A 12965-nucleotide genomic window follows, 5' to 3' on the forward strand; every position below is an offset into this window, starting at 1 on the left:
GCGCGGGGCAATTGGAGGAAAGCAATGAAGACCATCGCTAAACTGCTCTGCGGCGTCGCACTCGCGGCTGCCGCCATCGCGCCCGCATCGGCCAAGGACCTCAACAAGGTCGGCATCTCGGTCGGCCTGCTCGGCAACCCCTTCTTCGTCGCCACCATCAAGGGCATCGAGGACGCGGCCAAGAAGATCAACCCGAAGGTCGAGGTGACGTCAGTGTCGGCCGACTACGACCTCAACAAGCAGGTCTCTCAGGTCGATTCCTTCATCGCCGCCGGGGTCGACGTGATCATGCTCAATGCGGTCGATGCCAAGGCGATCGGCCCGGCGGTGAAGAAGGCGCAAGCAGCGGGCATCGTCGTTGCCGCCTTCGACGTCTCGGCGCCAGGCGCCGACGTCACCGTGATGACCAACAACGTCAAGGCCGGCGAAGAGGCCTGCCAGTATCTGGTCGACCACACCGGCGGCAAGGGCGACTACGTTATCCTCAACGGCCCGGCGTCGTCGTCGATCCTGGAGCGGGTGAAGGGCTGCAAGGACGTCCTTGCAAAACACCCCGACATCAAGATCCTCTCCGACGACCAGAATGCCGAAGGCTCGCGCGACGGCGGCCTGAAGGTCTTCCAGTCGCTGCTCACCCGCTTCGACAAGATCGATGCGGTGTTTGCCATCAACGATCCGACGGCGATCGGCGCCCAGCTTGCGGCCAAGCAGCTCAATCGCTCGGAGTTCATCTTCACCGCAGTGGATGGCGCTCCCGATATCGAGAAGGAACTCGCTTCCGGCACCTCGTTGATCAAGGCCTCGGCTTCGCAGGATCCCTACGTGATGGCTGGCCAGTCGCTGACGATGGCGGCTGAGCTGCTTGCCGGCAAGAAGCCGGCGGAGCCGACCGTGCTGCTCGACCCGAAGCTGATCACGGCCGAGAACCTGAAAGACTACAAGGGCTGGACCGCAGCCCGCTAAGCCTCCCAAGGCCGATGCGGCCGGGGCAACCCGGCCGCATCTCAATTCCAGAAACGGGAGACGATCATGTCGCGCATCGGTATTCATTCCTTCGTCTGGTCGGCGAGTTCGGCGCAAGGCGACCTCGAACGCACGCTGGCCAACACCAGAGAGGCCGGCTTCGACCTGATCGAGTTCTCCTATCTTGACCCGGCCAATGTCGACGTTGGCGGGCTGGCCAGGCGCATCGCCGACCTCAAGCTTGGCGTCGCGATCAGCATCGGCCTGCCGGCCGACGGCGACATTTCGAGTGCCGACAAGGCGGTTGCCGCGCGCGGCGTCAAGATCCTCAACGAGACGATCGCGCTCACCCGCGATCTCGGCGGCCAGAAGATTGGCGGCATCCTCAGTACCAGCCACGGCTTGCAGACGCAGGCGCCGACGCGCGATCAGTGGAACCGCAGCGCGGGGACACTTGCGAAGGTTGCGGAGACGGCCAAGTCCGCCGGTGTCACGCTCAATCTGGAGATCGTCAATCGCTTCGAAAGCAATCTGCTCAACACCGCTTCACAAGGCCTGGCCTTCATCGCGGACACCGACTCCGACAACATCTTCCTGCATCTCGATACCTTCCACATGAACATCGAGGAGGCCGATGTCGGACTGGCTATCCGCCATGCCGCTGACAAGATCGGTTATGTCCATATCGGCGAGAGCCATCGCGGTTTCCTCGGCACCGGCAATATCGACTTTGCCGCCATCTTCGATGCGCTAACCGCAATCGGCTATAGGGACGACCTCAGCTTTGAATCCTTCTCGTCGAAGATCGTCGACGAGAACCTGTCACGGAAGACCGCGATCTGGCGCAATCTGTGGGCCGACAATATGGAACTGGCCCGGCATGCGCGCGCCTTCATCGCAATCGGGTTGGAGACGGCGCAGCGCAAGGCAGAGCTTGTCGCATCGAGACATCGTCCTTAGCAGGAGCGCACTGCCAAAGCGCCAATGTTGTCGTTCATCCGGCCCGCGCCTTACGTGCAAGGAATCGACGTCGGAGGCGCTGAGTGTGGCGGAGGCAGTCGAGCGGGGTGACGCTGACGAGAGGTTTCTGATTTTGGCCACGAAACGCAATAACATCAACATTTTCATACGCCCTCCGGGGCCATCCAATCTCCATACTGGACGGGGATGACGTTTGACACAGCGCGGCGGAAAGAAGCAGGATAGCTGATAGAGTCGACATCGCATGATGATGTCACTATATAGCGGCGGCTTCGACCGCGTAGCTGTGGCGGTGTACCACGAAGCAGCAGAAAATGTGTTACGCGTTGTGATCCCTATTGTGATACAAATCGGCCGTCGACAGCAGGAAAAGATCGTAAGAACAATAGCATAGAGCCGAAGCCGATCCCGGCCAACGTACCACTCTATCAAACAATCAGAACGTGCTCATTGAACCCTTCCCTTCATTCGGCTCTTCGGACCTCCGACAAGATCAACTTGCCGGGCGAAGCCGACTCGGTTCGAATGGCAGCATGCATCCTTTACCGGGTGCGGACGTTTACGGTTACCAACCGGCATAGCCGCCAGGGAAAAGCAGTATGAGTGAACATGCGATCGAGTTCTTGCGCGGATGGATCGGTGAAAAGGTCCACTGCCAGCACTCGCCGGTAAAGATCGAGAAGCAGGCCGAGACCCTCGCCAAGGAGTGCGCGGCCAAGGCCGCTGAGGTCGGCATTCCGCTGGAAGATATCCAGGAAGAAGTCGGCGACATCCAGGAACTGATCGCATCGCGGCTCGAAGAGGCGGCCGAGGCCGACCAGAGCAACGCGGCCAAACCGTGACGCAACAGGCCTGGTGCCGCCAGGCCTTGTCCTCTATCCAAATCGATCTTTCAGCCAGGCCTTCGGCAGCGCCGGCACGAAATTGCCGTCGCGTCCGCTCATATCCTCATTGGCGACCATTGCATTGAGGATCGCCTCCTCTACGCCTTGCGCCACCGCATCGAAGAACGGATCGATATCGACGTCCGGGATGTAAGCGACGTTTGCGGTTCGTCCCGATGGTGCAAGTGCTGCTTGCGGATTGGCGGTGGTGAAGGCCAGAAAAATGTCGCCCGAACTGTGGTAGCCGAAGCCGCCTGTCATGGCGATGCCGAGCGGCACGCGCTTTGCCAGCCGCTTCATCTGGTGCGGCAGAAATGGCGCATCGGTGGCGACGATGGCGATGATCGAGCCCTTTTGGGCACGCGGCGTGCCTTCGCACATCGCCGGCTCTACCAGATCGGGCCCGACGCGGGCGCCGCGCAGTGTGAAATTGCGCCGCTTGCCGAAATTCGCCTGCACGAATACGCCGACCGTATGCCTGATGCCCTGCCACTCGACGATGCGCGATGCCGTGCCCGAGCCGGCCTTGAAGCCAAAGGCAATCATGCCGGTGCCGCCGCCGACACTGCCTTCCTCGATCGCTCCACCGGCGGCACCGTCGAGCGCGGCTTCGACATCTTCGAAGCCGACGTGATGACCGTTGATGTCGTTGAGGAAACCATCATAGGTCTCCGCCGCAACCGGCAGGCCCCAGCCGCTGTCGAGCGCCGCCGGCAGCACGCGTTGCATCCAGCGCAGCGTGCCGTCGCGGGTAACGCCGCAGGAATGCGTGTTGGTGATCGTGACCGGCAGGTTGAAGGCGCCGACTTCCTCGATAATGTGCGACCCCGTCAACTCGCCATTGCCGTTCTGGCTGAAGACACCGGCAAACACCGGCGTGGCGAGCTCAGCCAACGGCCGCGGCAGGATGGCGGTGACGCCGGTGCGCACCGGCCCCGTGCCAACCTCGAGCAGACCCTCGCCGGAAATCAGCGTCGCATAGCCGACCGATACGCCGGGCACATCGGTGATGGCGTTGAAGCCGCCCGGCGTGCCCTCGAAGGCAATGCCGAAAGCACGCGCGCGCGGCTTGCCCGCCGGCGTTTGAAGATGCGGGTCATGTTCGGTCATGCGGTCCTCTAAAAAAGCGAGCCCTGATTGCCCGGCTCTTTCGGTTTGCTGGCCGTCGGCTTTGCGGCGGGTTTGCTGGCCGCTGGTTTGGCAACGGCCTGCACCCGCTCGGCGTCGCCGGTCGCGACTGCATTTACGATGCCGTCGGCGAACTCCAGCTGCAGGCCAGCGCCCGGCGCCGCATCAACTGCCAGTTTGATCACCGCGCCGTCGGCATCCTTGACCAGCGCGAAGCCGCGGGCCAGCACAGCCTTGTGCGACAGCGTTGCCATCAGCCTCTCGGATTGGACGATGCGGCCGCGCAGTCGCTCCAGCCTGAGCAGTACCGCTTGCGTGCCACGTCTCGTCAAAGCTGTCAGCAGATCCCTCTGCACGGTTTGCCGCCGTGCCGTTGGCTCGATCGTAATGCGGCCTTGCAGCAAAGCCATTTGCTGCCTGTGCCGTTGCAGGGATGCTTTCGCACATTTTGGCAACTGATCCGCCGCACGATTCAACTCCGCGCGCCGGGCTCTCGCCAATGCGCGCAGCGCCCCTTGGGCCCGCAAAAGGTTGCGGTCGTTGGTGCGTCGCGCCTCGGCAATCCGCCGCGACAGCGTTGCCGGAGTGAGCTTCACGGCGAAGAACCGAGCTCGCTTTCTTTCGGTGGAGACCATCAGCCCCCGGCTAAGCCGGCTGGCCGCCTCGTCCAGCCGCCGTCGCGGCAGCGCCAGCAACTGGTCGGGCGAGGGCAGCGCGCGGGCCGCCGCACGTGAAGCCTGCCGCTTGCGTTCGAAATTGCGCAAGGTGGCTGCTTTGAGACGTGCGCCAAGACTGGCTAGTGTCGCTTCGAGGTCCGCTTTCACCGGCACCGCGATCTCCGCCGCACCTGTCGGCGTCGGTGCGCGGATGTCGGCGACGAGGTCGATCAAGGTCCAGTCGGTCTCGTGGCCGACGGCCGAAATCACCGGGATGCGCGAGGCGGCGACGGCGCGCGCCAGCCCTTCATCGTTGAACCCCCAGAGGTCCTCAAGGCTGCCGCCGCCGCGCGCCACGATCAGAAGGTCGGGCTGGGCAATCGCGCCATCCCAGGCCAGCGCGTTGAAGCCGTTGACGGCGGCCGTCACTTCCGCCCCCGCCGTCTCGCCCTGGACTCTTACCGGCCAGACCAGCACATGCAGCGGAAAGCGGTCCTTGATGCGATGGATGATGTCACGAATCACCGATCCGGTCGGCGAGGTGACGACGCCGATGGTGCGCGGCATGAAGGGCAGCCGCCGCTTGCGGCCGGCGTCGAACAGCCCTTCGGCCTGCAGTCGCCGCTTGCGCTCTTCCAAAAGCGCCATCAGCGCCCCGGCGCCCGCCGGCTCGAGATTGTCGATGACGATCTGGTAGTTGGATTTGCCGGGATAGGTGGTGAGTTTGCCGGTGGCGATCACCTCCATCCCCTCTTCGGGGCGGAATTTCAGCCGGCCCATCGTGCCTTTCCAGACCACCGCGTCAAGCCGCGCGCGGTCGTCCTTCAGCGTGAAATAGGCATGGCCGGAAGAGTGGGGCCCCCGATAGCCGGAAATTTCGCCGCGCACCCGCACATGGCCGAAGACATCCTCGACCGTGCGCTTCAGCGCGCCGGAAATCTCGCTCACCGTGTATTCGGTGGCATTGGTTCGTGATTCGGATTCTGCGTCGCTCATCGGCCGATTGAGCGGCTGTTGTCGCTCCGCGTCAAGATTCCATAACTTGATCTTAAGCCTGTCCTGATTGACTCTGGGCCAAGGAGGACGCATGAGCGCCCGCAGACAACGCAGCCCGTTGACGTTCCAGGTCACCCTGACGGTGCTGACGCTTGCCGTTTTTGCACTGGCCATCGTTGTCGGCTTCGGCCTTTACGCCACCATGCAGGCCGACCGGGTCTCGCTCGAGCGGCAGAAGGTTTTCCTGGCCAACGGCCTGCAGGACCAGGTCGCCGCGGTAAAGCGCGAGCAGGAAAGCGTCGCCGTCTGGGATGATTCCGTTATCAACGCCAAGGCCGGCAACCAGACCTGGATGGCAGAGAATCTCAGCGTCTGGATGTCCTCGTATTACGGCCACAACCGGGTCTATGTGCTGGACGACGCCAACCGGCCGGTCCACGCCATGCGCGAAGGGAAGGTCGTGTCGCCTGCCGTCTTTGGCGAGGACGAACCCGCTTTGCGGCCGACAATCGCCAGGTTGCGCCAGATGATGAGCAAGGACGCAAGCCAGGCCGGCGCAAAATTCGTTGCCGACGATCTGGTCTCGCTTGGCGGTCAGCCTGCCATACTCAGCGTCATGCCTCTGGTGCCGAGTTCGGATCGCGTCACCCAGGCATCCGGCAGCGAATATCTGCATGTCTCCATAGAGTTCATCAACGACGCGGTGATCGGCAAGATCGCGCAGAAATATCTTCTGGCGGGGGCGCATCTCCTGCCGATGGCTCAGCCGCTTGGCTCGGCTGCCATTCCGCTTATCGACAAACAGGGTGTCATCCTCGGCTATATTGCCTGGGACCAGGAACGGCCCGGCCTGACGCTGGTGGGCAAGGCCAGCCCGGCCCTGGCTCTGGCCGCGCTGGTTGCGGCGAGCGTCCTCGCCTTTCTGCTCCGGCGTCTGCGCCGTGCGTCATCGGCGCTGCAGACCAGCCAGGCCCAGGCGCAATATCTCGCCTTTCACGACACGCTCACCGGCCTGCCCAACCGGGCACTGTTCGAGGACAGGCTGCGGCGTGCCTTGCTTACCTCCGGCAATGAAAGCAAGGTCGCGCTGCTTTATCTCGATCTAGATCGCTTCAAGCATGTCAACGACACGCTTGGTCACCCGGCAGGCGACGAACTCGTGCGCCAGACGGCGGCCAGGCTTCACCATACTGTTCGCGACGTCGACACGGTGGCAAGGCTGGGTGGCGACGAATTCGCGGTAATCCTGATCGATGTCCGCGACGTAAGGAACGCAGAGGATATTTCCGAGAGGGTGCTGCAGAAACTGCAGGAGCCGTTCAAACTGATGGACGATCAGGTCTTTATGAGCGCTAGCATCGGCATAGCCTTGTCGACAGGCCCTGATGCCGATGCAGACGATCTGCTGCGCAAGGCCGACATCGCGCTCTACGAAGCCAAGAAGAACGGCCGTGGCCGCTACCAGGTCTTCGCCGGCGACATGGACGACCTTTTGCTGCGCAAGCGCAAGGTCGAGAGCGAGCTGCGCAGCGCGCTAAATGGCGGCACCGGTATCAAGCTCGCCTACCAGCCGGTCTTTGCCAGCGATGGCAAGACCATTGTCGGCGCCGAGGCGCTGATCCGCTGGGCGCATGAGGTCCATGGCGCACTGCCGGCGGCGCAGTTCATCGCCATCGCCGAGGAACGCGGCATGATCGGGCAGCTCGGCGCATGGGCCCTGCTGGAAGCCTGCCGCTTCGCCGTGAAGACCAAACTGCCGTGGCTCGCCGTCAATGTCTCGCCGCTGCAATTGCGCGACGCCGGCTTTGCCGAAGAGGTTGCCTTGATCCTCGCCGAAACCGGACTGGCGCCGAAGCGCCTGCAGCTCGAAATCACCGAAAACGTTCTCCTGGAAAACAACGACACCACCAGAGCGGCTCTGGCAGCCTTGCGCCAGTCGGGCGTCGGCATTGTGCTCGACGATTTCGGCACCGGCTATTCGTCGCTGAGCTATCTGCGCCGCCATGCCATCGACAAGCTCAAGATCGACCGCTCCTTCGTGCGGCTTCTCGACGGCGACGGCAATTCGGGCGCCATCGTCAAGGCGCTGATCGATCTCGCCGGCGCGCTCAAGGTCGAGGTCACCGCCGAGGGCGTAGAGACCGAGGTGCAAAAGGCGCTGCTGGTCGCCATGGGCTGCCAGCAGCTGCAGGGCTACCTCTTGTCGCCGCCGCTGGAGCCGGCGCAATTGGTGGCGCTGCCCAGCCTGTCGTCGGCCAACGCAACGACGGAGGCGGCAGCGTCGGCCTGATCGTTCCTACCAGCCAGGCAGGATCTGGTTCGGCTTGCTCCGCTTCATCTTGGCGAAGGCGAGCGAGGCGAAATCGAAGCTTCCCGTTTCTTCGCCGAGCGGCACGGAAATATTGTCGAGGCTTTCCGAGATGTGTCGGGCCAGAGCGTCGACGATTTCGGGACGCGAGGTCTGGCCGCGCATGATGCCGATGCGGCAGTCGGGCAGGGCGCCAAAACCGTCGGCTTCGCCCAGCACTCGCATGCCGGGCCGCAGCGCGCATTCCGGCAGCACCGAGATCGCCAGCCCCGACAGCACCGCGGCGGTGATGACGGTGGCCGAGAAGCTGGTGAACAGGATTCGATAGTCGCGGTTTTGCCGGTCGAGCACATCGACGGCGGCGCGCCGCCAGATGCAGTTCGGCCGGCCGAAGGCCATCGGCAGCACTTCCTGTTCGTGCGTGGCATGGTTGGCCGAGGTCACCCATAGCAGCGGCTCGCGCCGCACCACTTCCGACTGGCCGCGCGTATCGTTGTGCGTCACCAGCGCAAGATCGAGATTGCCGCGCTTGATATGCTCGACCAAGCCTGGCGTAGGCTCGCAGATGACGGTCAGTTCGACGCGCGGGTTTGACCGTGTGAAGCGTGCCATGATTTCGGGCAGGAACCGGTCGGCATAGTCGTCGGGGGTGCCGATGCGGATGGTGCCTTCGAGCCGCTGGTCATCGAAGGCGGCCAGCGTTTCGCGGTTGAGATAGAGCAGGCGGCGCGCGTAGGAGAGCAGCTTGTCGCCTTCCTCGGTCAGCCTGTTGGTGCGGCCGTCCTTTTCGAACAGCGGCTTGCCGATCCGCTCTTCCAGCCGGCGCATCTGCATCGACACCGCCGATTGCGTGCGCAGCACTTCCTCGGCCGCGCGGGTAAAGCTGCCGGTATCGGCAATCGAGATGAAGGTCTGCAACTGGTCGAGATCGAGTGGCGCTTTCATCGGTCCAATCCATCAGTAGCGTTGATGCTAAAGATTAGAAACATTCGTTGGATTAATCAATCGGTGCGTGGCAAATTCACATTGTCCACATGAAGGCATGTGAATCGAGACCGGAACGGCCGCTGTCCCCAGCGCCGATCGCCTGGTCTTGTCCAGTTCGAGTCTGAAGGAGACCGACATGACCACGTTTGATTTCGCCACCGCGACCTCGCGCATCACCTCGCGTCCGGCCGTTGCGACGCGCGTGGCCAACACCCTTCTCAATGCCTACCAGGCCTGGAAAAATCGCCGGGCCTTCTATCGCCTCGGCGAGATGTCGGACGCCGAACTCGCCGATATCGGCCTGACGCGCGCGGATCTCCATGTCGCCATCGATGTGCCGTTCGGCGCCGATCCGACCGTGAAGCTGCGTGCGATTGCGAGCGATCGCGCCGATACAATCGAAGATCTCGCCCGCCAGATAGCGTGATATCGGGCGCATTGTTTCGGTTGCCGTGAACCTTTCTCAGGCTCGCTACGACCAACGAGTATAGCAGGCTCCCCACTCCCTGCCGGTTCCCCGCCGGCCAGCCTGCACACTGGCCCGGTCCTCCTCCAGGACCGGGCTTTTCTTTTAAAGCTCCGTCGTCATCGTGCGGTCTGCGCCGCGTCGCTTCGTTCCTTGCTCCGAAGCCGCGAAGGTCAGCGCCCAACTACCGCCAACTACCGCCGGTCCATGTCCCGCTTGAACTGGTCGAAGATCGTTTCCACGCCCTTCTGATAGTCGTCGCGCTGCTGGGCGCCGGTCTCGAACATCTTGCCGAAAATATCGTCGAACGGATTGCGTGGCCTGCCGCTCGGATTGGCCTGCGGTTGCGGCGCCTGGCGCTCCTGCGGTGCCTGTCGCGGCTGGGGTGCTTGCGGCTGCTGCGGCGCCGGCTGCCCACCGGGCAGGCCGAAGCCGCCACCACCGCCTTGCCGCATCATCTCTTCAAAAATCTTGCCCAGCGGGTTGTCGCCGTAAGGGCTCTGCGTCTGTTGCGGCTGTGTTGGCTGCTGCGGCCGGCCCTGCGGTTGCTGTGCCGCGCCACCGCCGAACATATCCTGCAGCACCTTGCCCAGCGGATTGTCGCCATATGGGTTGGGCGCCTGTTGCGGCTGGCTTTGCGGCTGTTGGGCGCCGCCGCCGAACATGTCCTGCAGCACTTTGCCCAGCGGGTTCTCACCGTAAGGATTGGGTGCTGGCTGCGGCGCAGGCTGTGCCCCGCCGCCCGCCTGCCGCATCATCTGTTCGATGATCTCGCCGAGCGGATTGCTGCCGCCGCCGCCGAAGCCACCGGCGGCCTGCATCTGACCCCCGGTCAACTGGTTTGTCGTCTGCTTGAACAATCCGCCCATCACCATCGAAGCGATGGCCGGCAGCATCTGCTGCAGGATCTGCTGGCTGACGCCGGTCGCCTGCGCGGCCTGGCTGGCCACCGCGCGCGACAGCTCCTTCGAGCCGAACAGATGACCCAGAATGCCATTGCCCTCATTGACGCCTTGCGGTGAGAAAGCCCTGGTCGCGTCCTCGAAGTATTTGGCGTGCTGGCCGCTCGCCATCGCCGTCATGAAGGCGCCTAGCCCATAGGGATCGGCGGTGTTGCGTTGCAGCCCTTGCGAGAAGGCCGGCAGCAGAGCGGCGACAGCCGCCTGCGTCTGCTGCATGGAAAGCCCGTACTGCTGGGCAAGCGCCTGCATGCCGTTGCCGTTCTGCGCCTGCGCCAATATGTCGAACAAGGTAGGCATCGGTTTCTCCTCCGGGAAATCCTCCAGGGAGAACCTAGTTCGTTTCGATGTTCGATTGAAGCGGCTTTTGCCGCTGCTCAAGGCGCGACGCTAATACGCATATTCCATGAACACCGGCTCGATCGAGCCGCCCCAGCGCGTGTGGTAGGCCGACAGCATTTCCTCGGCACTGGTGGTACCGCGCGCCACGACTTCGTCCAGCGTGTTGAGGAACGAGGTCTCGTCATAGCCGTCGCGGTTCTTCCTGCCGCGATTTTTCAGCCCAAGGCGCGAAATCGTCATTACATCGCGGCCGATCTCACGCAGCGTCGTGTTGCGGAACGGCGCGGAAATGCCTTGTTCCGGCACCGCATTGCGCATCGCCAGCGTTTCTTCATAGGTCCAGCTCGAAGTCAGCGCCTCGGCGGCGTCGAGCGCGGCCTCGTCATAGAGCAGCCCGACCCAGAAGGCCGGCAGCGCGCAGATGCGGCGCCACGGCCCGCCATCGGCGCCGCGCATTTCGAGGAAGCGCTTCAGCCTGACGTCAGGGAACAGGGTCGACAGATGGTTCGCCCAGTCGCCCATGGTGGGCAGTCCGTCCGGTACTTCATTGCGGGCAACGCCGGCCATGAACTGGCGGAAGGTGATGTGCGTCATGTCGTGATAGTGGCCGTCGCGGATGACGAAATACATCGGCACGTCGAGCGCCCATTCGACATAGTCGGCAAAGCCGAACTCGGGCGAGAAGCAGAATTCGAGCAGGCCCGAGCGCTGGTTGTCGGTGTCGCGCCAGATGTCGCCGCGCCAGCTCTGCAGTCCGTTCGGCCGGCTGTCGGTGAAGGGCGAGTTGGCAAACAGCGCCGTCGACAGTGGCTGCAGCTTCAGCGACACCTGCATCTTGCGGCGCATGTCGGCTTCGCTTTCGAAGTCGAGGTTCACCTGGATGGTGCAGGTGCGATACATCATGTCGAGACCCTTGGTGCCGACCTTGGGCATGTAGCGGGTCATGATTTCGTAGCGCGATTTCGGCATTTTCGGCGTCTCGGCCAGCGACCATTTCGGGCTGCCGCCGAGGCCGAGAAAGCGGATGCCCATCGGCTCGGCGATCTCGCGTACCTGCGCCAGATGCGCATTGCCCTCGCGACAGGTCTGGTGGATCGTTTCCAGCGGCGCGCCCGACAGCTCGAACTGGCCGCCCGGCTCGAGCGAGATCGCGCCCTGGCCGGTCGGCTCGACCAGGCCGATGATGCGGCCGTCATCGATGATCGGGTCCCAGCCGAGCTTTTGCTGCATGCCTTCGAGGATGGCGCGGATGCCGCGCTCGCCGCCATAAGGCACCGGCGCGTTGCCGTCGACATAGAAGGGGAACTTCTCGTGCTCGGTCCCGATGCGCCACTTGTCGCGCGGCTTGTTGCCTTCGGCCAGATGCTCGACCAGTTCGTCGATGTCTTCGATTGGCCGGAAATCGGTTGTGTCGCGCGCCATGGGGCCCCCTCTGCGGCTCTCGGAGCCCGCCGGCGCTAAATGGACGAAATGTCAGCAGCCGATCAAGCGAAAAATCCTGAGCCACAGGTCACAGGAATTGATCTTTACGCTTCTTACCAGTCTCCGACCGTCGCCTGCATCACCGCAAGCGCCGCTACAGCTGCTGTGTCAGCGCGCAGGATGCGCGGTCCGAGCGGGATGGCAGTGACGAAGGGGAGCGCCCGCAGCATCTTGCGTTCGTCGTCGGAAAAGCCGCCTTCCGGTCCGACCAGCAGCGCCAGCTTCTTCTCCGGCACCGCCTGCAATGCCGGCAGCGGGTTGTTGGTCGAGGCGTCCTCGTCGCAGAAGATCAGTCGCCGCTCCTTGTCCCAGCCGGAGAGCAGACGCTCGAATTTCTCGGCTTCTCGCACTTCCGGCACCGCCAGTATGCCGCATTGCTCGGCCGCCTCGACGACATTGGCGCGCAGCCGGTCGATGGAGGGTTTTGCCAATTGCGTGTGCTGGGTGATCACCGGCTGCAGGATGCCGGCGCCCATCTCCACCGCCTTCTGCACGAGATAGTCGAGCCGCCCCTGCTTCAGCGGCGCGAAGCAATAAACTAGATCGGGCAAAGGCGGTTGCGGCCGCTGTTGGCTGAGCACTCTCAGCCGCACCGCCTTCTTCGACTTCGAAGCGATCGCCGCCGACCACTCGCCGTCGCGGCCGTTGAAGACCAGAATCTCGGCGCCTTCGCCGAGCCGCAGCACATGCATGAGGTAATGGCTCTGCTGCTGGCCGGCATCGAATTCGATGCCTGCCGCGAGGTCGTCCGGCACGAACAGCCGCTGCATCTTGTAATTGGCGCGCATCGCCGAGGAATGGGCGAGGCGGTGC

The 12965-nt window shown here is 63.4% G+C and carries 11 protein-coding genes; 5 read left to right on the plus strand and 6 right to left on the minus strand.

Annotated features, from left to right (window positions below; translation table 11 throughout):
• The first annotated feature begins 24 nt into the window (after window positions 1–24).
• The 3 genes from NKJ88_RS30385 (at window position 25) to NKJ88_RS30395 (ending at window position 2786) form a co-directional block, all read left to right on the plus strand.
• On the plus strand, window positions 25–963 hold the full coding sequence (locus NKJ88_RS30385) for an ABC transporter substrate-binding protein (RefSeq protein WP_023753907.1): 939 nt from the start codon (window positions 25–27) through the stop codon (window positions 961–963).
• A gap of 66 nt (window positions 964–1029) precedes the next feature.
• The gene (locus NKJ88_RS30390; protein ID WP_023818662.1) at window positions 1030–1923 is read left to right on the plus strand and encodes a sugar phosphate isomerase/epimerase family protein; all 894 of its coding nucleotides are present in this window, start codon (window positions 1030–1032) and stop codon (window positions 1921–1923) included.
• 620 nt (window positions 1924–2543) lie between these two features.
• Window positions 2544–2786, plus strand: coding sequence for a DUF768 domain-containing protein (locus tag NKJ88_RS30395; RefSeq protein ID WP_023670565.1), 243 nt, complete (start codon window positions 2544–2546; stop codon window positions 2784–2786).
• A gap of 33 nt (window positions 2787–2819) precedes the next feature.
• Here the strand turns inward: NKJ88_RS30395 and NKJ88_RS30400 are convergent, their stop codons facing one another.
• Both NKJ88_RS30400 and xseA read right to left on the minus strand, forming a co-directional pair.
• The gene (locus NKJ88_RS30400; RefSeq protein WP_023823645.1) at window positions 2820–3938 is read right to left on the minus strand and encodes a DmpA family aminopeptidase; all 1119 of its coding nucleotides are present in this window, start codon (window positions 3936–3938) and stop codon (window positions 2820–2822) included.
• A gap of 8 nt (window positions 3939–3946) precedes the next feature.
• Entirely contained in the window at window positions 3947–5608 is a 1662-nt protein-coding gene (gene xseA / locus NKJ88_RS30405) for an exodeoxyribonuclease VII large subunit (RefSeq protein WP_352446640.1), read from the minus strand.
• Window positions 5609–5699: 91 nt separating this feature from the next.
• Between xseA and NKJ88_RS30410 the strand changes: the two genes are divergently transcribed.
• Window positions 5700–7898 (plus strand): bifunctional diguanylate cyclase/phosphodiesterase, encoded by a 2199-nt coding sequence (locus NKJ88_RS30410; RefSeq protein ID WP_352446641.1) that lies wholly within the window; start codon window positions 5700–5702, stop codon window positions 7896–7898.
• 6 nt (window positions 7899–7904) lie between these two features.
• Here the strand turns inward: NKJ88_RS30410 and NKJ88_RS30415 are convergent, their stop codons facing one another.
• Window positions 7905–8861 (minus strand): LysR substrate-binding domain-containing protein, encoded by a 957-nt coding sequence (locus NKJ88_RS30415; protein WP_023695095.1) that lies wholly within the window; start codon window positions 8859–8861, stop codon window positions 7905–7907.
• 178 nt (window positions 8862–9039) lie between these two features.
• On the opposite strand from NKJ88_RS30415, the gene NKJ88_RS30420 reads away from it, so the two are divergent.
• Entirely contained in the window at window positions 9040–9330 is a 291-nt protein-coding gene (locus tag NKJ88_RS30420) for a DUF1127 domain-containing protein (protein WP_023753909.1), read from the plus strand.
• A gap of 233 nt (window positions 9331–9563) precedes the next feature.
• Here NKJ88_RS30420 and NKJ88_RS30425 read toward each other — a convergent pair whose 3' ends face one another.
• The 3 genes from NKJ88_RS30425 to NKJ88_RS30435 form a co-directional block, all read right to left on the minus strand.
• Window positions 9564–10628 carry a DUF937 domain-containing protein gene (locus tag NKJ88_RS30425; protein ID WP_023753910.1) on the minus strand — a complete coding sequence of 355 codons (1065 nt, stop codon included), beginning with the start codon at window positions 10626–10628 and terminating at the stop codon, window positions 9564–9566.
• 90 nt (window positions 10629–10718) lie between these two features.
• Window positions 10719–12092 carry a glutamate--cysteine ligase gene (locus tag NKJ88_RS30430; RefSeq protein ID WP_023681841.1) on the minus strand — a complete coding sequence of 458 codons (1374 nt, stop codon included), beginning with the start codon at window positions 12090–12092 and terminating at the stop codon, window positions 10719–10721.
• A 113-nt stretch (window positions 12093–12205) separates the two neighbouring features.
• Entirely contained in the window at window positions 12206–12940 is a 735-nt protein-coding gene (locus tag NKJ88_RS30435) for a 16S rRNA (uracil(1498)-N(3))-methyltransferase (RefSeq protein ID WP_023681840.1), read from the minus strand.
• Window positions 12941–12965: the final 25 nt, after the last annotated feature.

This window comes from Mesorhizobium sp. M0016 (assembly GCF_040324035.1).
Classification (GTDB): Bacteria; Pseudomonadota; Alphaproteobacteria; order Rhizobiales; family Rhizobiaceae; genus Mesorhizobium.

Excerpts from the sequence above, each read along its gene's own strand:
- NKJ88_RS30385 (WP_023753907.1), top strand. The coding sequence starts at position 25 with ATGAAGACCATCGCTAAACTGCTCTGCGGCGTCGCACTCGCGGCTGCC.
- NKJ88_RS30390 (WP_023818662.1), top strand. The coding sequence starts at position 1,030 with ATGTCGCGCATCGGTATTCATTCCTTCGTCTGGTCGGCGAGTTCGGCG.
- NKJ88_RS30395 (WP_023670565.1), top strand. The coding sequence starts at position 2,544 with ATGAGTGAACATGCGATCGAGTTCTTGCGCGGATGGATCGGTGAAAAG.
- NKJ88_RS30400 (WP_023823645.1), bottom strand. The coding sequence starts at position 3,938 with ATGACCGAACATGACCCGCATCTTCAAACGCCGGCGGGCAAGCCGCGC.
- xseA (WP_352446640.1), bottom strand. The coding sequence starts at position 5,608 with ATGAGCGACGCAGAATCCGAATCACGAACCAATGCCACCGAATACACG.
- NKJ88_RS30410 (WP_352446641.1), top strand. The coding sequence starts at position 5,700 with ATGAGCGCCCGCAGACAACGCAGCCCGTTGACGTTCCAGGTCACCCTG.
- NKJ88_RS30415 (WP_023695095.1), bottom strand. The coding sequence starts at position 8,861 with ATGAAAGCGCCACTCGATCTCGACCAGTTGCAGACCTTCATCTCGATT.
- NKJ88_RS30420 (WP_023753909.1), top strand. The coding sequence starts at position 9,040 with ATGACCACGTTTGATTTCGCCACCGCGACCTCGCGCATCACCTCGCGT.
- NKJ88_RS30425 (WP_023753910.1), bottom strand. The coding sequence starts at position 10,628 with ATGCCTACCTTGTTCGACATATTGGCGCAGGCGCAGAACGGCAACGGC.
- NKJ88_RS30430 (WP_023681841.1), bottom strand. The coding sequence starts at position 12,092 with ATGGCGCGCGACACAACCGATTTCCGGCCAATCGAAGACATCGACGAA.
- NKJ88_RS30435 (WP_023681840.1), bottom strand. The coding sequence starts at position 12,940 with ATGCGCGCCAATTACAAGATGCAGCGGCTGTTCGTGCCGGACGACCTC.